Annotated in this window: 1 protein-coding gene and 1 pseudogene; both read right to left on the reverse strand. The window is 63.3% G+C overall.

Features of this window, described 5'->3' with window-relative positions; all coding sequences use genetic code 11:
- On the reverse strand, positions 1–379 hold a 379-nt coding region (locus EN991_RS39140; RefSeq protein ID WP_164769809.1), incomplete at its 3' end, for an urease accessory protein UreG.
- A pseudogene (locus EN991_RS41905) lies at positions 376–539 on the reverse strand (DUF3995 domain-containing protein); the annotation flags it as partial. The gene EN991_RS39140 and the pseudogene EN991_RS41905, both read right to left, overlap by 4 nt.

Genomic DNA, 539 nt, shown 5'->3' on the forward strand with positions numbered 1-539 from the left:
AGATGACATAGAGCGTCAGGTCGGCGAGATCCGGCGAGAAGGTGGCGGCAAGGTTGTCGCCGCCGGATTCGATGAAGACGATGTCGAGGTCCGGGAACTTCCTGTTCATCTGCGCGATCGCCTGCAGATTGATCGAGGCATCCTCGCGGATCGCGGTATGCGGGCAGCCGCCGGTCTCGACACCCATGATGCGGTCCTCGGGCAGCGCCTGCAGCCGCGCCAGCATCATGGCGTCTTCCTTGGTGTAGATGTCGTTGGTGACGACGGCGATGGAAAACTCGTCGCGCAGCGCCTTGCACAGTTTTTCGGTCAGCGTCGTCTTGCCCGAACCGACCGGGCCGCCAATGCCGACGCGCAGCGGACCATTTGTCTGTGTCATGCGGGAAACTCCGTGATGGCGAGGATGGCAAAGCCGAGCCCGATCAACAGGCACAGCGGCGAATAATAGCGGACATCGAGCCGCGCGAAAGGCTGTTCAGGCGTCAGCCGCCGCCACCACGGCGTGAAGCCGGCTATGCCGCGTCCCAGGAACACCAGAC

Origin of the sequence: Mesorhizobium sp. M7A.F.Ca.US.005.03.2.1, assembly GCF_003997795.1 — a bacterium.
Lineage (GTDB): Bacteria > Pseudomonadota > Alphaproteobacteria > Rhizobiales > Rhizobiaceae > Mesorhizobium > Mesorhizobium ciceri.